The sequence below is a fragment of the Bacillus kalamii genome (assembly GCF_047238185.1).
Taxonomy (GTDB): domain Bacteria; phylum Bacillota; class Bacilli; order Bacillales; family DSM-1321; genus Bacillus_AD.
On the sequence record NZ_JBDFMI010000006.1, the window covers coordinates 790906 to 813891 of the forward strand.

The window sequence follows — 22986 nt, forward strand, 5'->3', positions numbered from 1 at the left end:
GCGAAAAATATGTCATAATGGATTGTAACAACATACGCAAATCGAGAGAGAATCGCGAAAGGTGACAATAAATAGATGATTACATTACAAATGAAAAAAAAATATAGCGATAAAATCCGTAAAGGGTATCCGTTAATTGAAAAAGAAGCTATTCAATCGCCATTTAAGCTGAAAGAAGAAGGGGAGCTTATCCATCTTGCCGATGAGAAAAATAACTATCTTGCTACCGGCTATTATGGCATTCAGAATAAAGGAATCGGCTGGGTGTTGACTCGCAATAAAAATGAACAAATCGGCCGCTCCTTCTTTTCCGAAAAAATGGGGGAAGCCTTTCGCGCGCGAAAGCAGTTGTTTGAAGATGAACAAACGACGGCATTCCGTGTTTTTAACGGTGAAGGAGACGGTATAGGCGGTTTCACCATCGATTATTATGACGGTTTTTATATGATCCAATGGTATAGCAAAGGCATTTATTCATTCCGTCCAAATATTCTGGAAGCATTGGAGGATATGGGCGACTATAAGGGAATCTATGAGAAGAAGCGTTTTGACCATAAGGGCCAGTATGTGGAAGATGATGATTTTGTTTCAGGCGAAAGAGGAGACTTCCCGATCATTGTGAAGGAAAATGGCGTGAACTTTGCCGTTAATCTGAATGACGGGGCAATGACCGGCATTTTCCTCGACCAGCGTGAAGTCCGCAAGGCGATTAGGGAAAAGTATTCAAAGAATGCCGAAATGCTGAACATGTTTTCGTATACAGGCGCTTTTTCAGTGAATGCCGCTCTTGGAGGAGCCAGTATGACGACAAGCGTGGACGTTGCGAACCGAAGCCGTGCCAAGACCGAGGAACAATTTACTGTGAATGGCATTGATCCGAAGCAGCAGCAAATTGTTGTGGATGATGTATTCCAATACTTCAAATATGCTGCACGTAAACAGCGCAGCTTTGATTTAGTTGTCCTAGATCCGCCAAGCTTTGCCAAGACAAAGAAACGAACATTCAGTGCGGCCAAGGACTATAAGGAACTATTGAAAGAGACCATCGCCATTACGAAAAATAGTGGTGTGATTGTAGCATCTACAAATAGCTCGGCTTTCAATATGAAGCACTTCAAAGGTTTTATAGAAGCGGCCTGCAAGGAAATGAAAGTCCGCTATACCGTTTTGGAAGAGTATAGTCTGCCTTCTGATTTCAAGCATATCCGCTCCTTCCCGAAAGGCAATTATTTAAAGGTCGTTTTTATCAGAATAACGAAATAACACACGATAATCATGGAGTGGATCCGTCTCGGGTCCGCTCTTTTTTTGTAAGATATGAAAGGGGAATCCCGCTTTTGTCAATGCCCCGTCTTAAGCTTGTCGGGTAGGCAGGCGCTTTCCGCTTTAGTTTTTATCCAGCTGCAAGCGCCACCTCCTCGAGGTCTTAAGCCTATCTCTGTTAAAGGCAAAGAGCAGCCTTTAAGCAGAGCTTTTCTTAAGCTTGTCGGAGGTAAACGGCGCTTTCCGCTTTAGTTTTCATCCAGCTGCAAGCGCCACCTCCTCGAGGTCTTAAGCCAATCTCTGTTAAAGGCAAAGCCCAGCCTTTAAGCAGAGCTTTTCTTAAGCTTGTCGGAGGTAAGCAGGCGCTTTCCGCTTTAGTTTTTATCCAGCTGCAAGCGCCACCTCCTCGAGGTCTTAAGCCTATCTCTGTTAAAGGCAAAGAGCAGCCTTTAAGCAGAGCTTTTCTTAAGCTTGTCGGAGGTAAGCAGGCGCTTTCCGCTTTAGTGGAATAGGATACAATTGCTTTTTTATGCGAACGGTTGCATAATTGGTTTATTGAATTTTTAGAATAAAAAAAGTGTTTGTTCTGATTGATTAACTGCAGTATTAAGGAGAGGGGATTGCTTACTATGATTACAAGAACAGCTTTATACCACCGCGGGGAAAATAATTACTGCTATGGGTACGATAAGAATACCTTACATATACGAGTCCGGTTGGCTAAAAAGGAAGCCACTCAAGTATCTTTAAGAATCGGGGATCCATATAAATGGGCTTCGGGTGGCGGGGGCGGAAATCTGAATGCTGAAGGGGCTATGGGATGGATAGGCGGCACGACGATCCCTATGCAAAAAGAAGCTGAGACAGAGTTATATGAATATTGGGTTGCTTCTTACATGAATGATACTAAACGGTTCCGTTATGCATTTATTGTGGAGGATAGCGATGAAAAACTTCTTTTCGGCGAGAAGAAGATTGTGGAATTAGAACCGGAAAATGAAGAAGCCGCCTTACAGGAAATGAATAATTTCTTTTGTATGCCTTATATGAATGGCGCTGATGTCGCTGATATTCCTTCATGGGTAAATGAAACTGTATGGTATCAAATTTTCCCCGAACGCTTTGCAAACGGCAATCCTGATATTACTCCAAAGGATGCAGTTGAATGGGGAAGTGAACCGACGCCCTCCAATATGATGGGGGGAGATTTATATGGAGTGCTCGACAGGTTGGATTATTTGCAGGAGCTCGGCATAACAGGCATCTATTTCTGCCCGATTTTTCACGCTGAAAGCAACCATAAATATGACACTATAGATTATATGGAGATCGACCCGCAATTCGGGGATAAGGCGGTCTTTAAGAAATTGGTGGAAGAGGCCCATAAGAGAGGTATCCGAATTATGCTGGATGCGGTATTCAATCATGCCGGCTGGCAATCGCCTTTTTTCCAGGATGTCCTGAAAAATCAAGAGGCATCTCGTTACAAGGATTGGTTCCATATAAAAAGCTTCCCTGTATCCCACGAAGCAGGCAATTATGAAATGTTTGCATTTTGCCATGAAATGCCGAAGTTCAATACAGAAAATGAAGAGTGTAGAGCATATTTGTTGGATGTGGCCCGCTATTGGGTGGAGGAATTCGATATCGACGGCTGGCGCCTGGATGTGGCGAATGAAGTCGACCACGTCTTTTGGAGGGATTTCCGCAATGCTGTGAAAGCGATCAAGCCCGATCTCTATATTTTGGGAGAGCTTTGGCATGATGCCATGCCTTGGCTGCAAGGAGACCAATTCGATGCGGTGATGGACTATCCGGTCGGGGATGCGATTACTGAATTTATCTGCCACGGTAAAATGAATGCCGAACAATATAAACATGCCATAAGTGAAGCTGTAGTCCGATATCCAAGAAATATGAATGAAGCGACTTTTGCCTTATTGGACAGCCATGATACAGATCGAATTGTGACGAGGGCTGGAGGCAATCTGGATAAAGTCAAATTGGCTTATTTACTCTTATTTAGCTATACAGGCTCACCTTCTATTTATTACGGTGGAGAAATCGGCCTTGAGGGAGGCGCAGATCCTGGATGCCGACGGGCAATGCCGTGGAAGGAAACGGAGAAACCGAATGATTTCAATCTGTTTATGAAAAAGCTCATTCATTTACGTAAAACAATACCTGCCTTCCGTTCCCAAACATTCAAATGGATAAAGGCCGATCGCAGCGATGTCCTGATATTTTGTAAGGAAGCGGACCAGGGCGATGTCTATTTCATGATAAATACAGGGAATAAAGCTGTAAAATTGCAGCTGCCGGAGGTATTGGACGACAAGCTTAAAGATCTGTTCAATGAGGAGGAAATTACATTGCCGGCTACTTTTGAATTGGGCGCTAATGAGTATTATGTGCTGCAAAAGTAGGGGCTTTATCCCATTAAAGGAATGGCTTAAAGTTGATGCAATATTCAATGGGTTGTATAGTAATGTATAGTTCTCGGCGCTGGAGGTTCGAGCAACTGTTAGAGGGGGGAATGATGTGGCTACGTTATCAGACGTTGCAAAGAAAGCGAACGTGTCCAAAATGACCGTGTCCCGTGTCATTAACCACCCAGAGCAAGTGTCCGAGGAATTAAAGGATCTCGTGCATAAGGCCATGGAAGAATTGAACTATGAGCCGAATTATGCGGCCCGAGCGCTTGTTCAGAATAGGACACAAGTGGTTAAGCTATTAATCCTTGAAGAAATCGATACAACAGAACCTTATTATATGAATCTATTGACTGGCATCAGCAGGGAATTGGACAAGTATTATTATTCCCTGCAGTTGGTTACCCGCAAATCACAGAGTATCGGTGCCTATGACGGGTTGATTGCTACAGGGGTCCGTGAGGCGGATTTTACAGATTTGTCATGGAAATTCAACAAGCCGATTATTCTGTATGGCGAAAACAATCACGGATTTGATTTTATCGATGTGGATAACAGTGCAGGAACGGAGATGGCTGCAAGGCATGTGTATGAATGTGGATTCCGTCACATCCTGTTTTTTGGCATCGATTATAGAAACGAGTTATTCATGCAGGCCAGGCTGTCCGGATATCAACGTGTAATGGATGAAACAGGGCTCGAGAAGGATGCTTATTTTCTGAAAAATAGCTCTAATGTGGCTGAAGAGAAAATGAAGGAATTGCTTGAACACATACCGGGCAAGTTTGCTGTCGTATGCGCCTCCGATCGATTAGCCATCGGTGTGGTGCGGGCTGTTGCTGCATCAGGAAGAGCGTTCGGTAGTGATATTGCGGTCACTGGTTTTGACGGTGTCTTTCTTGATAGGATTTCTTCTCCGAAGATTACGACCGTCCGTTCGCCCGTCATTGAAATGGGAGAAGCATGTGCACGGATGCTGCTGCAAAAAATCAATGATAAGGGAAAACCACAGCAATCCATCCGGTTTAGGCCGGAGTTGATTATAAGAGGTTCTACAACGGGGCAGCCTGACCATTAGAACGATTTTGGCCGCAGGGATTTATACCTGCGGTTTTTTGTGTGCGCTGTACAGGAAAATATAGATACGATGCCTTATTTCATTCTGTTATCGGTAACAACCATAATCATGTTGCAACCGTTTTCAGTATTGGATAATAATAGATATATAGTTAGTAAGTGTTATTTGAAAATAAAAATGGAAAAAAGATAAAGGTAGAAACGAATGTCTTTTTTCGAAATAAACTAGGGGGTACGTGTCATGAAGTCCATGAAAAAATATGGATTGCTTATTATGGTTTTTGCATTAATCTCTTTAATGGCGGCCTGCGGCAACGACAAAAAAGAGGAAGGCACAGCTAAAGACAACGACAAGACGTTAACGATTTCTGTGGAAGAAAGCTACAAAGGCTATATCAATGACATTAAAGATAAATTTGAGAAGGATAATAATGCTAAGTTGAAAGTCAACTATAAGAGCAGTTTCGACCAGTTAGATGCTCTTGCATTGGATGGACCGGCAGGAAAAGCGCCGGATGTTATGCTGTCCCCGTATGATCGTGTGGGTTCTCTTGGGCAGCAAGGCCATTTGATGGAAATTAAAGAAAACGACCAAAACAAATTGGATGCAAAAGATTTAAAGACAGTAACAATTGACGGCAAACGCTACGGCAATCCGTTCACTATTGAAACATTGGTCCAATTCTATAATAAAGATTTAGTAGATAAAGCTCCTGCAACAATGGATGAGGCTGAGGCGCTTACAAAGGATCCGCGTTTTGCTTTCGCGAATGAAGCAGGCAAATCGACCGCATTCCTAGCGAACTGGAATGATTTCTATGTACTGTACGGGGAAATGGCAGGATTCGGCGGTTATGTATTCGGAAAAGACGGCACTGACCCTAAAGATGTAGGCCTTGCCAACAAAGGGTCAATCGAAGGGCTTGAATATGCGGCTAAATGGTATAAAGAACATTGGCCAAAGGGAATGCAGGATGTAAAGAGCGCGCCTGATTTCGTCAATAAAATGTTCATCGACAAAAAAGCGGCTTCCATTATTGGCGGACCATGGTCTGCTGCCCAGTTTAAAGAATCTAAGGTTAATTACGGAGTAGCTGAAATCCCAACATTGCCGAACGGTAAAAAGTATACGCCATTCGCTGGCGGTAAAGCATGGGTAGTCAGCGCTTATACGAAACACTCCGACTTGGCGCAAAAATGGATCGATTATGTAGCGAATGCCGATAACAGCTACAAATTCTACCAAGCTACTAACGAAATTCCTATCAATAAAGAAGCGCAGGATAAAGTGAAGCAAGACAATAATGAATTGGCTAACGCAGTTATCAGTACGTACCAGGTGGCTCCTCCAATGCCAAATATTCCTGAAATGAGCGAAATTTGGGCAGTTGGCGGTACATTGATGTCTGATGTGAATGCCGGTAAGAAAGACCCTAAACAAGTGGCTAAAGCAGCAGTAAAGACGATCAATGAAAATATCGAACAAAAATTTAACAAGTAAAGCTGATAAGAGCCAAACAGTGACAATGCTGTTTGGCCTTCTCTTATCATACGGGCACAAAATGAACAGAAGAGGGGAAAGGCTATGAACAAAGGACAGGTGCGGCAGATTCAACCTCGTAAAGCTATGCTGTTGTCTCTCATTCCAGGATTGGGGCAGTTCTATAACAGGCAGGCCTTTAAAGGTGCAGTGTTTCTTATCATTGCGGCTTTATTCGTTGCAGAGATGGCGGCTTACGGATGGAATGCGGTAGAAGGGCTGATTACACTGGGAAGTATCCCGATTCAGGATAACTCCCTTTATTTAATGATCGAAGGCGGATTGCAGCTGATTATCATGGTTATATTCATAGGCTTTTATATCATCAATATGGCCGATGCGAAGAAAGTGGCTATGAAATGGAAATTGGGCATAGATGTCAATACATCCATGAGAAGTATATTGAGCAATGCAGCGGATAGCGGCTTTCCGTACTTGCTGACATTGCCGGCTTATTTGTTGATGACATTCGTCATTATTTTCCCTGTGCTGATTACATTTCTGATGGCTATGACCAATTATGATTTCTATCATATCCCGCCTGCGAAGCTGCTGGACTGGGTTGGACTGAAGAACTTTACCAATATTTTTATCCTTAGTTCTTACAGGGAAACCTTTATCTCTGTCTTTTCCTGGACATTGATCTGGACAATATGCGCCACGACATTGCAGATTGCATTGGGCATTTTGACAGCGGTCGTCGCTAATCAATCTTTCATAAAAGGAAAGCGGCTTTTCGGAGTTATTTTCTTGCTTCCATGGGCGATTCCCGCCTTCATTACGATTATGAGCTTTTCAAATATTTTCAATGACAGCCTTGGCGCCATTAATACGCAGGTCATTCCGCTCTTGAACGCTATTCCGTTCGTGCATATCGATTCGATTGCTTGGAAAACGGATCCTTTCTGGACGAAGACTGCGCTGATCATGATCCAGGGATGGCTTGGCTTCCCATACATTTATGTAATGGTATCGGGTGTTCTTCAATCCATTTCCAATGAATTGTATGAAGCGGCCAAAATAGACGGAGCAAGTGCTTTTAAACGGTTTACGAAGATTACGCTGCCGATGATCCTATTTGTGACAGCACCTGTGTTCATTACGCAATACACGTTTAATTTCAACAATTTCTCTATCATTTATCTGTTCAATAATGGAGGTCCGGGAACGGTCGGTTCGGGAGCCGGCTCAAGCGATATCCTTCTTTCCTGGATATATAAACTGACGACAGGGCAATCCCCTCAGTATGGAGTAGCGGCAGCTGTGACTTTGATTATTTCATTTGTCGTAATCGCTGTTTCATTGATCGCGTTCAAGAAAACAAATTCCTTTGGAAATGAGGAGATGATGTAAGATGGGCAACTGGAAAAATAGTCAACGTTTTTCAAACGGTCTCCAAAAGGTTCTGACATATGCTTTTCTGATTCTTTTATCGATCGTCATCCTTTATCCGATTATTATAACAGCTTCGTCTGCTTTCAAGCCGAGTAATATTGTGTCATTCAGCCTGGACTTCCATTCGGATTGGGTGCTGACCAACTTCACTAAGCTATTCCAGGATACTCTTTATCTGGATTGGTATAAAAATACGTTGATCATCGCCGTATCAACGATGGTTATACAAGTAACGGTCGTCACCCTGGCAGGTTATATATACAGCCGCTACCGTTTCGCGGGGAGAAAACAAATTTTGGTCCTATTCCTGATTGTGCAGATGATCCCGACGATGGCCGCTTTAACTGCATTTTATGTATTGGCTATGCTGATCGGCGCTTTGGACCAATATTGGTTCCTTACCCTTTTGTATATCGGTGGAGGCATTCCAATGAATACATGGCTGATGAAAGGCTACTTCGATACGATTCCGCGTGATTTGGATGAATCGGCAAAGCTAGACGGAGCCGGACATTTCCGTATTTTTGCGCAAATCATTTTACCGCTTGTCCGCCCAATGATAGCTGTACAGGCATTATGGGCCTTCATGGCGCCATTCGGGGATTTCCTGCTGGCAAAGTTCCTGCTGCGTACGCCTGAAAGCTTGACGATTGCGGTAGGCCTGCAGCAATTCATAGCGAATCCTCAGCAAGAAAAAATCGGTCTGTTCGCAGCGGGAGCAATCCTTGCTGCCTTGCCAATCTGTCTCTTATTCTTTTTCTTGCAGAAAAATTTCGTGTCAGGCCTGACACAGGGCGGCACAAAAGGATAAACCTTATTTTACTAACAGTTAATCAACAATCAAGATAAAGGATGATGTGAGTATGAAGAAGAACGTTCCATTCCCGTTGAATTATGCCAGGAATAGCGTATCACCGCAGAGGATGTTCAAGGGGAGGAAAGAGATGGGGTGGGGGAAGCTGCTGCTGCTGTTTGTTTTTTTGAATGCATGTATGATTCTGCCCACTTCTCTTCATTTCACAAAAGCCAAATCTTTCGACTTGTTCGATGTGATGCCGGAAACCATTGGCATGATTAATCAAAAGACAGTTGAAATGATGCAGAAGCACCCGATTATCGATGGAACAATGGGCGGTCGCATCGTAGAACAGCCTATTGCAGGGCCTGAGGGGATTATTTTGTTCAGCCTGGATCAGCCGGCACAGACAAAAGCTGAAAATGCGATTATTTTTAGCCGAAAAGAGATGATCCTGAAAAATGAAAAGGGATATGATTTCACGGTCCGCTATAAGAATAACGAATCAGATGCTGACGTGGAGAATACCGATCAATTGAAAGCGTGGCTTAACGATCAATGGTATACACAAAATAAGGCATTTTTATACTTAACGATGGTGCTGATGGTCGGGTCGATACTCGTCGGCAGTACGACCATGCTGGCGCTAGTGGCTGCTCTTTTTCTGTGGCTGGCTAAAAAGAGCAGAATGACGGCTATTGAAACTTTTAAGGAAGGGTTCCATATGACCATCTATTCACTTGGTTTGCCGACTTTGGTAAGCATGTGTGCGGGTATCCTCCATTATGACGTAACGCTCATGATTGCCATTCAATCGCTTGGTATGGTTTTGATGATCGCTTTTATATTTTTTAAGACAACATTCGTTCAAGAAGAACGCAGGACAGAAGCAAATAGTAGGGGGAAAAAGGCATGATACAACGTATATTCGACATCCATCCTTGGAAATTGTCCACAACAGCACTTGATAAAGACCATAAGCGCCTGCAGGAGAGCTTGACTTCCATAGGCAACGGTTATATGGGAATGCGCGGCAATTTTGAAGAGGGATATTCTGGCGATACACATCGAGGCACGTATATTGCCGGGATCTGGTATCCGGATAAAACACGGGTAGGCTGGTGGAAAAATGGCTATCCCGACTATTTCGGCAAAGTAATAAATGCCATGAATTTCATAGGAATCGAAGTGCTGATCAATGGCGAAAAAGTCGATTTGAATAAGGACGAAGTTTCCGACTTTTATATGGAACTGGATATGAAGGAAGGCATTTTCCGCAGGGAATTCACAGTCATTAAAAAAGGGGAAGCGTACAGCATCCATGCTGAACGGTTCCTAAGTGCCGACCAGAAGGAATTGGCGGTTATACGGTATGCAGTGAAACCGCTCACTGCACCGGCCCATATTACTCTGGTATCATATCTGGATGGGAATGTCAGAAATGAAGACGCCAACTATGAAGAAACCTTTTGGGTGGAAATGGCACAAAATGCGGATGAGCTTGGGGGCTATTTATCGGCGAAGACGAAGGAAAACGATTTCGGGACCCCTCGATTCACAGTTGCTGCAGCCATGTCCAACAAGGTGAGTGTCGAGGCAGAGCAAGGATTCCGCACAGACAGTCTATATTGCGAGCAATCCTATTCATTCAAGCTTGAGGCGGATCAGGAAGCTGCCATAGAAAAGAGAGTGGTTATTGCTACATCAAGAGACACAGAGGAAGGCCTAGTTCTTCAGAATGCCGAAAAAATGCTCGGTAAGCTGCAGCATGTCTGTTTGGAGGAGATAAAGGAACGCCATATTCAAGCATGGGCCGAGCGCTGGAAAAAAGCGGATATAGTGATCGAAGGTGATGATGAAGCACAACAGGGCATCCGCTTTGCCATTTTTCAGCTCTTTGCCACTTACTACGGAGAAGATCCGCGCTTAAATATTGGGCCGAAAGGATTCACCGGCGAGAAATATGGAGGGGCTACCTATTGGGATACGGAAGCCTTTGCTTTGCCATTATATTTAGCGATTGCTGGAAAGGATGTTTCACGCAATCTATTGAAATATAGATACAATCAATTGGAGCAAGCAAAGAATAACGCCAGGAAGCTCGGCTTGGACGGCGCATTATATCCGATGGTGACATTCACAGGAGATGAATGCCATAACGAGTGGGAAATCACATTCGAGGAAATCCATCGAAATGGCGCTATCGCTTATGCAATCTATAATTACACCACCTATACAGGCGATAAGGAGTACCTGGAGGAATACGGACTTGATGTATTAGTGGAAATCAGCCGTTTCTGGGCCGACCGTGTCCATATGTCCCAACGCCTAGACCAGTATATGATCCATGGCGTGACCGGCCCGAATGAATACGAAAATAATGTGAATAACAACTGGTACACCAATTTTATGGCCTCTTGGACTCTGCGTTATACATTGGAGCAACTTACAGAATATAAAGAAGAACAACTTAAAATAACAAAAGAAGAGAAAGCGAAATGGCAGGATATTGTGTCGCGGATGTATTTGCCATACGACAGCAAATGGCAAATTTTTGTCCAGCATGATACCTTCCTGGATAAAGAATTGCGTTCGACTGATACGCTATCAGCAAGTGACCGCCCCATCAATCAGAAATGGTCATGGGATAAGATTCTGCGTTCATGCTTCATTAAACAAGCGGATGTTCTGCAGGGCATCTATTTATTCAGTGAGGACTTCGATTTTGACACGAAACAGCGCAATTACGAATTCTATGAACCTCTGACTGTCCATGAATCAAGCCTTTCGCCTGCCGTCCATTCCATTCTGGCTGCCGAGCTTGGCAAACAGGAAAAGGCTGTTGAACTGTATAAGCGGACAGCGCGGTTGGATTTGGATAATTACAACAACGATACGGAGGATGGGCTGCACATTACGTCTATGCCTGGCAGTTGGTTAAGTATTGTACAAGGGTTTGCCGGTATGCGCACAACTAAAGGGCGTTTATCGTTATCTCCTTTTCTTCCAGCCGGCTGGGAAGGCTATACGTTTAAACTTACGTACCGTGAGAGATTGCTAGAGGTCTCCGTAAGGGAGCAAAATGTAACAGTCACTTTACTTGAAGGCAAGGCTTTCACTCTCACTCTATATGGTATGGATGTTCTTCTGGAAGGTTCAGTCACCCGGTCGGAAAGGGACGTGGAATAGGTATGGTCAAGGCAATCATTTTTGATTTAGATGGGGTACTGGTTACTACTGATCACCTGCATTATAAAGCGTGGAAGAAAATTGCGGATGAATTGCACATGCCTTTTGATGAAAAAATGAATCATCAATTGCGGGGAGTCAGCCGAATGGATAGCCTGGAATTCCTCCTTGGAACAAGGTCAGGGGAATTTACGGATAAGGAAAAACAGGCATTGGCAGAGCGGAAAAACAAGCTATATCGCAGATTATTGGAGGGGCTTTCCTCCAATAATCTGATGCATGGGGTATCCGGCCTGTTGGATTCTCTTGAAGGGAAGGGCATCCGGATGGCTGTTGGGTCATCAAGCAAGAATGCGACGTTTATATTAGAGAAACTGGGCCTGCTGGATCGGTTTGATTATATTGTCGATGGAAATATGATTCAAAGAAGCAAGCCGGATCCCGAAGTTTTCATGAAAGCGGCTGAGGGATTGAATGCATTGCCGGCGGATTGCCTTGTAGTGGAGGATGCAGCAGTTGGAGTGGAAGCAGCACTGCGGGCAGGAATGCATGTCGCCGCAATCGGTGATGCCTGCAATAGCGGCGGTGTAACATATCACTTAAAAACGATGGAAGACTTGCTCAAATCAATTTGAATGCCAATCGGTATCGGTTAACAGCTGCCTATTTGTCCCATTAGGCAGCTGTTTTTATTCAATGCTGGGCTGAGCATTTTATTGTCCTTTATATACCCCTGATGGTATAATGGGTTTATCAAATAAAAAGGCAAAGCCTAAAGGAGGGAATGAATGATGAAGGAAGTAACGGTATATTCGATGAATAACTGTGCGTACTGTGATATTTTGAAGCAATTCTTGAAAAGCCAGAACGTTTCTTTCGAGGAAATAAAGGTTTCAGATCAGCCTGATATCGTTCAGATGTTGTTGAATTCCTCCGGACAAATGGGATTGCCGCAAACCAAAATTGATGGTCAATGGGTGGTCGGTTATCATCCTGATGCGATCATGAAAATCCTGGATGCTTGATTCTTGGCTAATGCCATAAGGAAAGCGTAAAATGAGGACAATATACAATGAATCCCTTGAAGGAGGAAAAGGCAAATGAAAGAGATTTCAGCAAAAGAAGTAGAACAGTTAGTGAATAAAGGACAGAACCCAACAATCATAGATGTACGGGAAGACGATGAAGTGGCACAAGGAAAAATCCCGGGAGCAGTCCATATTGCTTTAGGAACGATTCCTGAACGCATGAATGAATTGGATAAATCAAAGGAATATATTATGGTTTGCCGTTCAGGCGGAAGAAGCGGAAATGCCACACAGTTTCTGGAACAACAAGGTTATCAAGTAACAAATATGACTGGCGGCATGCTTGCCTGGGAGGGCAAAACCGAATAAGCCATCTTTAGGCAGTTTGCACTGAATGCTAGAAGGAGGATGAAATAAATGAATGATGTAACAGTATATACAACAAATACATGCCCATATTGCACAATGATGAAAAATTTCTTAGATGAGAACCAGATTTCATATAATGAAGTGAATGTCAGTAAGCATCCTGAACAGATGCAGCAGCTGGTGAATACAACAGGCCAAATGGGTGTGCCGCAGACACAGATCAATGGCCATTGGGTTTTAGGCTTCGATCCGGCAACTGCCATGCAATATTTGCGCAAGTAATGAAAAAGGCGACGGGAAACCGTCGCCTTTTGCTGTAACCGACAAGGAAGAATATCGCTGCCATAGATGAAAAACTTTCCGCTTTAGTTTCCATCCAGCTGCAAGCGCCACCCCCTCGAGGTCTTAAGTCAATCTCTGTTAAAGGCGAAGAACAGCCTTTAAGCAGAGCTCGCCTTAAGCTTGTCGGGGGTAACCAGGCGCTTTCCGCTTTAGTTTCCATCCAGCTGCAAGCGCCACCCCCTCGAGGTCTTAAGTCAATCTCTGTTAAAGGCGAAGAACAGCCTTTAAAACAGAGCTCGCCTTAAGCTTGTCGGGGGTAACCAGGCGCTTTCCGCTTTTGGTGCTAATCTACCGATCTGTTTGTGCGCAGCTCACAACGCAATCTCCAAATGTTCGTACATCGTTTAAATAATCATAGTCTGGAGTCGATCCGAGTCTGTTGAACATCCGCACCGCACAAATCTCCAATGAAGGAATAACGAGCAATGTTACACCCGTATAGCCTAGTATTTGAAAAGCGCCTTCCGGAACAGAACTGCCGATTTCAGAACGCTGTGCGTCGGTTTCCTTAACGAACCAGAGAAACCCGTTCTGCGGATCGTCCTTATTTATAGTTGATGGGCTGTGGAGAGTAGTAGCCAGTTCGATTAATTCGGCAGGAACGAGCTGGCTGCCGTTGATTTTCCCTTTTTTAAGATGCAGATAGCCCCAATAGGCCAGTTCCTTTAAGGAAATATACATATTCATTTGGCTGCCGTCTTTGTTAGAGTGAAGGGCATAGGGCGGGGAGCCTTCCTCTGAAAGAACCGGAACAAGCTGTTTGCTTGCCTGTGAATGCCAGTCTGTATGGGAAAATCCTAATTTATCAAAGGCTTCCTTTCTGGCGATTTCTTTTACGGATAAGCCGGAAACTTGTTTCACAATAGTGGTAAGCCACTCAATATTAATGCCTCTATACGCCCAGCCGCAGCCTGGAGGAAATTCCTTGATGATTGTATTTCTCTCCATTTTTAGACCGTGAGTATGCGTCAGTAAATGCCGGATTGTAACGCCATCTAAAAGAGGGGAATCCAGATGCGTCAAATAGGCAGTTACCGGATCATCTATACTCTGTATGTACCCTTTCATTACACAATAGGCAACAGCAAATCCTATATAGGATTTGCGGACAGAAGCTACATAGAACTGGTGGTCTTCATCTATTGGTGATGTATTTCTCTCATTTGAAGCATGGCCCCAGTATTTTTCCGCTACTATTTTATCGCGGTGTATGACCAAGCATGCAGCAGCCGAAGCATGCAGTTTCTCCATGCTATCCTCCACATGATTGATGATCGGCGAATAGTGGTTTAAGTTCTTTTTTAGCAACATATGAAAACCTCATTCCTATAAAGTCTACATATACCCTATTCTCTATAGCGGACGTATTATCCTTTTCCGGCCAGGCAAATGGATGAAACGGTATCGATGATCATTTGCAACTGGAATTGCCTTTTATCATCGGATTCATCATGGATTCCAGATAGGATGGAATGATGGATGACCTCTATGCCGCAATAAGCGAGAATGCCCTTATCAATCGTTTTTACCATCGTTTCCTTAAGACCTCTTGCAGTCAGGGAAGCTTCCGTATCGCCTGCGGTTTCTATAACAATTGCTTTTTTGGCAGTTAAGAGGGGTACCGGCCCGTCGGGGGTAGACTGGAATGCGTATCCTGAGCAAAGGATCCTGTCGAAGTATCCTTTTAATATGGCCGGAGCCGCATACCACCAGGTCGGATAAATAAAATAAAGGTAATCCGCCTGGTTAATGAATTGATGTTCTATTTTTACATCTCCTTTAAAGCGGCCAAGCTTATTTCCTGCCATCTCCTGACTGGTCAGGACCGGCTGGAATAAGGGATGGTAAAGATTCCGTATTTGGACGTTCTGGCCAAGCATTTTTAAATGATTTTCTATCGTTTTCAAGATTGTGCCGTTGAAGCTGTTTGTCGTGGGATGGGCAAAGATAAGTAAATGATTCATCTTGAAACGCCTCCATCTTTTCATAAGGTGATGCCTTCAGTATATATGTTTTGGGGTGAGGAGGCTTGGCGATATTGTTACAGGGAGCCGAATGTAGAAAATTGTCTGAGAACAGCAGTTGTATTTCCATTATGTAAGTGGTATTATGCAAGTAACTTTAAGAGAACGGAGGGTTTCCGATTATGATTTTTTGCAGATTACGTTTCCAAGCTTTGAACGGCGCTAACTGAATAGTGTTCAAAGGCTCTGCATGTCTGCGGGGTAAACGGGATTAGTCTGCCTATTTTAAGGGAACCCATTTAGATGTGGCCTGTAAAAGTCCGCTTCCTGAAAATAGTTTAATTATATATGTCTGATTCTTTCTAAAGATGAACGCTGAGAAGCCCTCTTCCTATATGGAGGGGCATTTTAGGCATCGATTCAAATCAGGCACCCGTTTTAAGAGTAGACACATGCATCCGGCCTGTGTTTTTTTGTGTTTAAAAAGAGAAAATGGTTTTCCCAATGGAACTTAGGGAATTCTTAAAGAATCAGCAATGGACTGGAGGAAAGTCAATATGATGGAACAACGTGAAAAAGCGATATTAGTCGGTGTCAATCTTCAAAAGGAAGATGACTACGATTTTGACTATTCGATGGAGGAATTAGCGGAATTGGCTGCAGCTTGCGATGTGGAAGTAGTCGGGCAAGTGACACAAAAGCTGGAAAGGGTAAATAACTCCCACTATATCGGAAAAGGAAAGATCGAGGAGGTAGCTGCTTTAAAGGAAATGCAGGATGCAGATGCGGTCATCTTTGATGATGAATTATCTCCCTCGCAAATACGGAATTTGGAAAAAGATCTTGATTGCAAAGTCATTGATCGGACGATTCTAATCCTGGATATTTTCGCCCGAAGAGCGAAAACACGTGAAGCCCAGCTTCAAGTGGAAATGGCAAAGCTTCAATATATGCTTCCGCGTTTGATCGGCTTGCGGGCTTCGTTGGGCCGACAAGGGGGGGACGGCGGAGCTGGATTGACGAACCGTGGAGCAGGGGAAACAAAGCTGGAGTTGGATCGTCGCCGAATCGAGGAGAAAATTACGTTTTTAAGAAAAGAATTAGCCGTTCATGTGGCCCAGCGTGAGGTGCAAAGAAGGCAGCGGAAGAAGAATGAAGTGCCTGTTGTTTCTCTTGTAGGATATACCAATGCAGGTAAATCGACCATCATGAATGGGATGCTTGATCTTTATAATGAAGCATCCCATAAGCAAGTGTTTGAAAAGGATATGCTTTTTGCAACGCTGGAAACGAGCATCCGCAAAATCGAACAGCCTGACCATAAATCCTATTTGCTGACGGATACAGTTGGCTTCGTCAAAAAACTGCCTCACCATCTCGTAAAGGCCTTCCGTTCTACACTTGAGGAAGCAGCTAATGCAGATTTACTGATTCATGTTGTCGATTTTTCGAATCCGCATTATCGGCAGATGATTGAAACAACGAATGATACGTTGAAGGAAATGGATATTGAAGGAATACCGACGTTGATTGTCTATAATAAAGCCGATGCAACCGAAGAGGAATATCCACGTGTAGAAAATGATAAGATTTTTATATCCGCGAAGAAGAAGGAAGGCTTGAAGGAGCTAAATGCAGAAATCCGCAAGCATATATTTAAAGACTACACAACTTGCAAAATGCTGATCCCATTTGGAGAGGGCAATCTGATTTCCTATTTCAATAATCATGCACACATCCTCCATACCTCCTATGAAGAAGAAGGCACTTTATTGGAGTTGGAATGCAAGCTTGCCGATTATGAAAAATACAAAGAATACGTCATTCAATAATGAAGACAGAAAAAAGACCTTAGCAGGAACTAAGGTCTTTTTTCTCGCAGTAAATTATTAGTTTAAGTAGGTTTATGTCAAATCTAATTTTATTGTAAGCGCATGAAGCCCTACTTTCAATGTTTTCAAGGCTATTGTAATGGACTATCCATAGATTCTTGGCATTTCCTTCACAAACAACAGATTGCTTGAAGAAAGAGTGAAGAATAAGAAATGGAATTCATCTTTTTTATCCGAATGTGTTTTCTTCATTATGGTCTTCTTTTTCAAAAATGAGAACAGTCGAACCAGTTTCCCCATTCTGGAGCTGGGGCATAGTGCATTTCAATTGATAGCCATTCTCCCCATAATGGTTTAAATAATTTGCCAATTCTTTTAGAGATTCTTTTGAATTCAATGCTTGATCAACGCTTGAAACTCTGTATTTATAAATGATCATTCGTTTTCCTCCGTCATTGTTCATTGGTTGAGCTTCACATGCCGTTCTGCGTAAAGAGTAAAGAAATGTGTGCGAGGAATTCTATTACTTTGGACATGGCTGTTTAGCTAGTTTTTGGTCTGTTTTATTTTTTCCTGACAAACCATTTATATACAAATAGAGGGGGTTATGCGAGAGAAAAAGGAGGCCTACTTCTTTTTGAAAAGTAGGCCTCCTTATATTTAAGCAATGCGCTGTACGTCTACATACAGGATTTGAAGATTATCCATTTCAGTTATGGTAAATGCATATCCTTCACCCTCAATGACATCTCCAACATGGACATCATATTTTTGGGAGAGGATCCAACCGCCGATCGTATCGACTTCTTCCTCGGATAAGGTTGTCCCGAGCAGGTCATTTACATCTTCCACAAGCACTCTACTGCTTAACAGATAGTGATGCTCTGAAAGCTGGCGAATATCGGGTACTTCATCGGTGTCATATTCATCCCGGATTTCCCCGACAATTTCTTCTATAATATCTTCGACTGTCACAATACCGGAAGTTCCGCCGTATTCATCAAACAGCACAGCCATTTGCAAACGGTCTTTTTGCATCCGCAGAAGCAATTCATTGATCGGAATTGTTTCAATGATGCTGATGATCGGTTTTACAATCCCTTTAAGCGGCCGGTCTGTCAGCTGGTGTGTACGTAATGCGCTCATTATATCCTTGGTGTTGATGATTCCGACGATATTATCCTTGTCCCCATCCACAACTGGATATCGCGTATATTTCTCAATTTCGATTGTATCCCAAACCTCTTCTAATGTAGCTTCAAGCGGAAGGGTCACAATATTGGTGCGGGGCACCATAATTTCTTTGGCAATCCGATTGTCGAATTCAAAGATATTATTTACATATGTTAACTCAGTTTGGTTGATTTCTCCGCTATTATAGCTATCTGATAGAATCATCCGCAATTCCTCTTCGGAGTGGGATGCCTCATGTTCAGTAGCGGGCTTAAAGCCAAAAATCCCGACCAGCATCCGCGCTGAACCATTTAATAACCATATAAATGGAAACATAATCTTGTAGAACCACATGATTGGCGTGGCAAACAGTAAAGTGATTGTCTCTGCTTTTTGAATAGCAATGGTCTTCGGAGCCAGTTCCCCTATGACTACGTGCAGGAATGTCACTACGACGAACGCAATAATGAACGAGAGGATGTGGCTGATGGAAGAACTGATATTAAAGTAATGGAAAACTGGATAAAGCAGTTTTTCCACAGTCGGTTCCCCGAGCCAACCAAGGCCCAACGCGGTAACCGTAATACCTAGTTGGCAAGCAGACAGATAATCATCCAAGTGGGTGACTACATGCTTCGCCGCTGTAGCGCCTCTTCGCCCTTCTTCGATCATCTGGTTGATTCGTGTCATTCTTACTTTAACCATAGCGAACTCTGCCGCCACGAAAAAACCAGTCAATGCAATTAAGATTGCTACAAGTATCAAATTAAAAATCTCCAAATTAAGCCTTACTGGAAGTAAGGCGTACACCTCCTGTGATGTCTAAAGTTGATTAAATGGTTGTTATTCATCATCATTGCTCTGGAAGAAAATCATAACAAATTTCAGCAGCTCAAACAGTGACATAAGGGCAGCTGCAACGTATGTGAGGGCGGCGGCATTCAATACTTTCTTGACGCCATGCTCTTCATCGTTATACAGAATTCCCTCAGCTACCATCAGATGTCTGGCTCTGCTGCTTGCATTGAATTCAACCGGCAATGTGACCAATTGGAAAGCCACGGCTGCTGAAAAGAGGATAATGCCGATCCCGATCAGGTTGGATTGGGACAGCAGAAGGCCGCCAATAAATAACAGCGGGGCTATTCCTGAAGCAAAATTGGCAACTGGAAAAAGCTTGGAGCGCCAAATTAAAGCACGGTATGATTGTTTATGCTGGATAGCATGGCCGATTTCATGGGCGGCAACCGATATGGAAGCGATGGACTTGCCATAATAAACGTCCTCCGATAACCGTACAACTCGATTGGTTGGATCGTAGTGATCGGATAAAGTGCCTGGAACCACTTCAATCGGTATGTCGCTAAGGCCGTTGTCATCCAATAGCTTTCGAGCCGTTTCAGCACCTGAAAAACCGGTCTTGGTCGGTACCTGAGACCATTTGTTGAAGTTGCCTTTCACTTTGAATTGGGCCCAGATAGACAGCCCAAGTGCTAGGAATATAAGTAAATCCATGGGGTGAAATAACATGTTTTGTTCAGTTTGCCTCCTACATTAATAGAATTAATAATGCTTGGATTAATGCGAAGCTCTCATGGGACAGCTGTTTGCGGACCAAGTCATTTTTATTGATGCTCTTTTCCTGCAGCAGTTCCACTATCTCCGAAACATTTTTTTCCAAGCCTTGAAGCTTACTCTTCAATTCTCCTAAATCTAAATCGTTGTTTGCTTCTTCATTAAACCGTTTTTTTATATCCTCGAGTGACATGTTTTTATTTTTTAACTCTTTGATTGTATTCAATGTCTGTACAGCTTCATGCGTGTAATACCGGTAATTCGAAGGTGTACGCTCAGCGGTCAATAAACCGATGTTTGTATAGTAATCAATCGTCCGTTTAGAAACATTTGTCATTTGTGCCAATTCGCCTATTCTTATTCTCCCGATCCCAATGAAAACCCCTCCTACAACTGTCACGTGCTAGTTAGGATATAAAAGCGCTGGTCTGCCTATCCCTTCAATGAGTGAAAATAAGGAATAATGCCAACAGTGCATATATCTATGTTAATAATATCATAAGCTAGTTATCTTAAGAAAAGCTTAAGATTGAAAAAATATTCATTATTGTTATAAATTCCTTCTTTTTCCCTGATTTAAACGTCTTTTAAGTCCTATTTCTATTTTAAAAGAAATAAAGAGTATATGGCAGTTTACACAGTGAGTTTTCATCATTGACATGAAAACACTTTCATTTTATAATCGTTCATGAAAATAATTTTCATAAGGGAGGTACATTTTGGTGGGTATTTTCTTCGAGAAAGCTCAGAAATTTGGTAAATCATTTATGCTTCCTATTGCGGTATTGCCTGCAGCAGGACTTTTATTGGGGATTGGGGGAGCCTTATCAAATCCGAATACACTGGTAGCCTATCCATTTTTGGATACACCATGGCTGCAATACATATTTCAAGTGATGAGTTCGGCAGGCAATATTGTCTTTGCGAATTTAGCGCTTATATTTGCAGTCGGAATTGCGGTCGGATTGGCTAAAGGAGATAAAGGAACGGCCGGTTTAGCGGCCGTGCTTGGATATCTGGTAATGAATTCTACGATTAATGCCATGCTTAGCATCACAGGGAAGTTAGCTGAAAATGCAGATATGGCATCAGTTGGCCAAGGGATGATCTTAGGTATCCAGACACTGGAGACAGGCGTTTTTGGAGGGGCGATTGTAGGGATTGTCACTTCTATCCTTCATAACCGTTTTAATAAAATTGAATTGCCCCAATTCCTCGGTTTTTTTGGCGGATCACGTTTTGTTCCAATTATTACATCGTTTACAGCTATCTTTTTAGGAATTTTAATGTATCTTGTTTGGCCGCCTATTCAATCAGGAATCTTCCAACTTGGTGGATTAATAGATAAGACAGGCTATATTGGTACATTCTTTTACGGATTTATATTGAGATTACTAGGGCCTTTTGGATTGCACCACATTTTTTATATGCCATTCTGGACTACAGGTTTGGGCGGATCAATGGTGGTCGATGGACAGATGGTAGAAGGGACACAAAAAATATTCTTCGCTCAGCTGGCAGATCCTAGTACAAAAGAATTCTTTATTGGCACAGCTAGATTTATGTCTGGCCGTTTCATCACTATGATGTTTGGGTTATTGGGAGCGGCTTTGGCCATATACCACACAGCCAAACCGGAAAGAAAAAAAGTGGTTGGCGGATTAATGTTGGGAGCTGCATTGACAAGTTTTTTAACAGGCATTACGGAGCCCTTGGAATTTTCGTTTTTATTTGTCGCCCCAGCTTTATATGTCGTCCATGCTTTTTTTGATGGATTGGCATTTATGATGGCCCATATCTTCCATATTACGATTGGTCAAACGTTTTCAGGGGGATTTATCGATTACATCCTCTTTGGCGTCTTACAGGGCAATGCTAAGACAAACTTTATATGGGTGCCTTTAATAGGAATCGTCTGGTTTGCGCTCTATTATGTCACCTTCAGAATGTTGATTGTTAAATTCAATTTTAAGACACCAGGCCGTGAGGAAGAGCAGCTAGGAGGCAATGAAATCACAGTTTCGGCTAGTGAAAGAGCGGGAACTATTACAAAAGGACTTGGAGGAGTAGCAAATATTGCTGATGTGGATTGCTGTGCGACCAGATTGCGTGTAACCGTTTTGGACCATCAGCTGGTGGATGAGGATATATTGCGAAGTACAGGCGCAAAAGGTGTTATTCAAAAAGGGAATGGCATACAGGTTATTTATGGTCCTCACGTCACGATAATAAAAAATGAAGTAGAAGAGTTAATGGGGGCATAATAAATGAAGAATATGTTGGATCAGGTTAAAGGTCAGTTGATTGTATCATGCCAGGCTTTGGATACGGAGCCCTTGCACAGCTCATTTATAATGGGACGCATGGCAATAGCGGCGAAGGAAGCAGGGGCAGTGGGGATTAGAGCCAATTCGAGGGAAGATATCGTTGAAATCAAAAAACAAGTAGACCTTCCGGTTGTCGGTATTGTAAAGAGAGATTATCGCGATTCAGATGTATATATTACAGCTACCATGGCTGAAGTGAAAGAGCTAGTGAACAGCGGCTGTGAAATGATTGCAATGGATAGCACACATAGATTAAGACCTAAAGGACAAACGCTTAAGGAATTTTATGAGGAAATAAAAAGGGAATTCCCGGAGGTTTTATTAATGGCGGATATTTCCACAGTAGAGGAAGCTATTTATGCTGAGCGTCTCGGTTTCGATTGTGTATCCACTACCCTGATAGGTTATACACCTGAAACGGAAGGCCAAAAGGTATACGATCAACATTTTGCTATCTTAAAAGAGGTTGTGGCGTCTGTTTCTATACCCGTTATAGCAGAAGGGAATATAATGACTCCAGAGATGGCAAGGAAGGCGCTAGAGGCAGGTGTGCATTCTGTGGTTGTTGGCGGTGCAATCACAAGGCCGCAGCAGATTGCCAAACGATTTGTGGAAGAGATGAATAAGTAAACGAAAAGCGAATCCTTGCTTCAGAGGATTCGCTTTCTTTAAAGATTCAGTTCA

Annotated in this window: 21 protein-coding genes; 15 read left to right on the forward strand and 6 right to left on the reverse strand. The window is 43.0% G+C overall.

The window, feature by feature from the left end; all coding sequences use genetic code 11:
- Positions 1–75 precede the first annotated feature (75 nt).
- The 12 genes from ABC357_RS21770 (at position 76) to ABC357_RS21825 (ending at position 13371) form a co-directional block, all read left to right on the forward strand.
- Positions 76–1263 (forward strand): class I SAM-dependent rRNA methyltransferase, encoded by a 1188-nt coding sequence (locus ABC357_RS21770; protein WP_412889616.1) that lies wholly within the window; start codon positions 76–78, stop codon positions 1261–1263.
- A 629-nt stretch (positions 1264–1892) separates the two neighbouring features.
- Entirely contained in the window at positions 1893–3689 is a 1797-nt protein-coding gene (locus ABC357_RS21775) for a glycoside hydrolase family 13 protein (RefSeq protein WP_412889617.1), read from the forward strand.
- Between the two features lie 115 nt (positions 3690–3804).
- Positions 3805–4773, forward strand: a complete 969-nt coding sequence (locus ABC357_RS21780) for a LacI family DNA-binding transcriptional regulator (protein ID WP_412889618.1) — start codon at positions 3805–3807, stop codon at positions 4771–4773.
- Between the two features lie 240 nt (positions 4774–5013).
- Positions 5014–6273 (forward strand): extracellular solute-binding protein, encoded by a 1260-nt coding sequence (locus ABC357_RS21785; RefSeq protein ID WP_412889619.1) that lies wholly within the window; start codon positions 5014–5016, stop codon positions 6271–6273.
- Positions 6274–6357: 84 nt separating this feature from the next.
- The gene (locus ABC357_RS21790; RefSeq protein WP_412889620.1) at positions 6358–7665 is read left to right on the forward strand and encodes a sugar ABC transporter permease; all 1308 of its coding nucleotides are present in this window, start codon (positions 6358–6360) and stop codon (positions 7663–7665) included.
- 1 nt (position 7666) lies between these two features.
- Positions 7667–8518, forward strand: coding sequence for a sugar ABC transporter permease (locus tag ABC357_RS21795; RefSeq protein WP_412889621.1), 852 nt, complete (start codon positions 7667–7669; stop codon positions 8516–8518).
- Positions 8519–8570: 52 nt separating this feature from the next.
- Positions 8571–9419 carry a DUF1189 domain-containing protein gene (locus ABC357_RS21800; RefSeq protein WP_412889622.1) on the forward strand — a complete coding sequence of 283 codons (849 nt, stop codon included), beginning with the start codon at positions 8571–8573 and terminating at the stop codon, positions 9417–9419.
- Positions 9416–11692, forward strand: a complete 2277-nt coding sequence (locus ABC357_RS21805) for a glycoside hydrolase family 65 protein (protein ID WP_412889623.1) — start codon at positions 9416–9418, stop codon at positions 11690–11692. The genes ABC357_RS21800 and ABC357_RS21805 overlap by 4 nt, the downstream gene beginning before the upstream one ends.
- Positions 11693–11694: 2 nt before the next feature.
- Positions 11695–12327: a beta-phosphoglucomutase gene (gene pgmB / locus ABC357_RS21810; RefSeq protein WP_412889624.1), complete on the forward strand. Its 633-nt coding sequence runs from the start codon at positions 11695–11697 to the stop codon at positions 12325–12327.
- Positions 12328–12480: 153 nt separating this feature from the next.
- Complete coding sequence (locus ABC357_RS21815) at positions 12481–12717, forward strand: glutaredoxin family protein (RefSeq protein ID WP_412889625.1); 237 nt, start codon at positions 12481–12483, stop codon at positions 12715–12717.
- A 75-nt stretch (positions 12718–12792) separates the two neighbouring features.
- Entirely contained in the window at positions 12793–13089 is a 297-nt protein-coding gene (locus ABC357_RS21820) for a rhodanese-like domain-containing protein (RefSeq protein WP_412889626.1), read from the forward strand.
- A 48-nt stretch (positions 13090–13137) separates the two neighbouring features.
- The gene (locus ABC357_RS21825) at positions 13138–13371 is read left to right on the forward strand and encodes a glutaredoxin family protein (protein WP_412889627.1); all 234 of its coding nucleotides are present in this window, start codon (positions 13138–13140) and stop codon (positions 13369–13371) included.
- Positions 13372–13719: 348 nt separating this feature from the next.
- On the opposite strand, the gene ABC357_RS21830 is transcribed toward ABC357_RS21825, so the two are convergent.
- On the reverse strand, positions 13720–14742 hold the full coding sequence (locus ABC357_RS21830) for a serine hydrolase domain-containing protein (RefSeq protein WP_412889628.1): 1023 nt from the start codon (positions 14740–14742) through the stop codon (positions 13720–13722).
- Between the two features lie 56 nt (positions 14743–14798).
- Positions 14799–15395 carry an NAD(P)H-dependent oxidoreductase gene (locus tag ABC357_RS21835; RefSeq protein ID WP_412889629.1) on the reverse strand — a complete coding sequence of 199 codons (597 nt, stop codon included), beginning with the start codon at positions 15393–15395 and terminating at the stop codon, positions 14799–14801.
- A gap of 557 nt (positions 15396–15952) precedes the next feature.
- Between ABC357_RS21835 and hflX the strand changes: the two genes are divergently transcribed.
- On the forward strand, positions 15953–17227 hold the full coding sequence (gene hflX / locus ABC357_RS21840; protein ID WP_412889630.1) for a GTPase HflX: 1275 nt from the start codon (positions 15953–15955) through the stop codon (positions 17225–17227).
- 229 nt (positions 17228–17456) lie between these two features.
- On the opposite strand, the gene ABC357_RS21845 is transcribed toward hflX, so the two are convergent.
- From ABC357_RS21845 to ABC357_RS21860, 4 genes are all read right to left on the reverse strand, one after another.
- Positions 17457–17666: a DUF4177 domain-containing protein gene (locus tag ABC357_RS21845; protein WP_412889631.1), complete on the reverse strand. Its 210-nt coding sequence runs from the start codon at positions 17664–17666 to the stop codon at positions 17457–17459.
- A 221-nt stretch (positions 17667–17887) separates the two neighbouring features.
- The gene (locus ABC357_RS21850) at positions 17888–19180 is read right to left on the reverse strand and encodes a hemolysin family protein (RefSeq protein WP_412889632.1); all 1293 of its coding nucleotides are present in this window, start codon (positions 19178–19180) and stop codon (positions 17888–17890) included.
- A gap of 63 nt (positions 19181–19243) precedes the next feature.
- Positions 19244–19930: a zinc metallopeptidase gene (locus ABC357_RS21855; protein ID WP_412889633.1), complete on the reverse strand. Its 687-nt coding sequence runs from the start codon at positions 19928–19930 to the stop codon at positions 19244–19246.
- A gap of 19 nt (positions 19931–19949) precedes the next feature.
- On the reverse strand, positions 19950–20375 hold the full coding sequence (locus ABC357_RS21860; RefSeq protein ID WP_412889634.1) for a MerR family transcriptional regulator: 426 nt from the start codon (positions 20373–20375) through the stop codon (positions 19950–19952).
- A gap of 322 nt (positions 20376–20697) precedes the next feature.
- Here ABC357_RS21860 and ABC357_RS21865 point away from each other — a divergent pair, with 322 nt between their 5' ends.
- Positions 20698–22239: a maltose/glucose-specific PTS transporter subunit IIC gene (locus ABC357_RS21865; RefSeq protein ID WP_459562758.1), complete on the forward strand. Its 1542-nt coding sequence runs from the start codon at positions 20698–20700 to the stop codon at positions 22237–22239.
- Positions 22240–22251: 12 nt separating this feature from the next.
- A complete protein-coding gene (locus ABC357_RS21870) occupies positions 22252–22932 on the forward strand; it encodes an N-acetylmannosamine-6-phosphate 2-epimerase (protein WP_412890102.1) in 681 nt (226 codons plus the stop codon).
- Positions 22933–22986 lie beyond the last annotated feature (54 nt).